At 55.7% G+C, this 991-nt stretch carries 1 protein-coding gene; it reads right to left on the reverse strand.

What is annotated here, in order from left to right:
• Positions 1-242 precede the first annotated feature (242 nt).
• A complete protein-coding gene (locus ACZYOF_RS43945; RefSeq protein ID WP_130580544.1) occupies positions 243-827 on the reverse strand; it encodes a TetR/AcrR family transcriptional regulator in 585 nt (194 codons plus the stop codon).
• Positions 828-991: the final 164 nt, after the last annotated feature.

Genomic DNA, 991 nt, shown 5'->3' on the forward strand with positions numbered 1-991 from the left:
GCGGCAGCGAAATAAAACGCGAGACCGCATCAAATGGATGTTCACAACCGACAAAGCCCGCGCCAAACTCCGCCGCGCCTATCCCGCTGCAGCCAAAGAGTCAAAACCACTGTGATGAACCACTAGTAGACAGTTTTCTATACCTACTAGTTGGTAGATTGCGCGGCGCAGTTTGACACTTAGCTCGAGACGGTGCGCCGCTCGCCGTCCGATCGCTTCTCAGAAAAGGTAGACCTGCATCGTCAACGCCGCGCGGAAAGTCGGTCCAGCAATGGATTGAGAATCGTCCCGAACGTCTTTGGATCGCCATACGCTCGTGCGGACAACATCGCGCCGTGGACAGTTGCCATGAACGTTTCGGCCTCCACGTGCGGCGTTGTCACGAGTTGCAAGCGTCCCTGCTGCGAGCCACGCTCGAGCACTGAGGCAAGCCAATTCGACAACCAGCGAAAATGCGCTCTGACTTCGATTGCGACCTCTTCCGGCAAGACAGGAAGCTCACTCGCGAGCAGCGCGCAAACGCAAAAGGGGGCGCTCGCGTTAGTGATGCAGGCTTCCCAGTACGCGGTATAACTGCGGAGTAGTTCGATCGGATCTGAGATATTCCGTTCGAGATGGGCAATTCCTGCTCGAGCCTCTTCGCGATAACGAGCAACCAACGTGCGAACGAGGTCCACCTTGCTGGGAAAATGATGGTGGATGCTTGGTTTCCGGATTCCCACCACGTTCGCAACGTCCGCATAGCTGAAGCCGTGGTACCCTCCGGCAATTATGAGAGAGCGCGCGCAAGCCAGGATGTCGTCGGCAGTCGTTGAAGGATTACTCATAACGCTACCCTACCTTCTAGTCGGTAGATCGTCAAGCACTAGGCTGTGTGGACTCTTGGGATTCTCAAATCAGACGGAACGTGATTCAAGGCTTTCTTTTAGGAGGAAGCCTTGGGGGTTCTGGATCGGCTCGTTCTGAACGACACGCAATGGGACCGTATCTC

Source organism: Bradyrhizobium sp. LeoA1Lang (assembly GCF_055413685.1).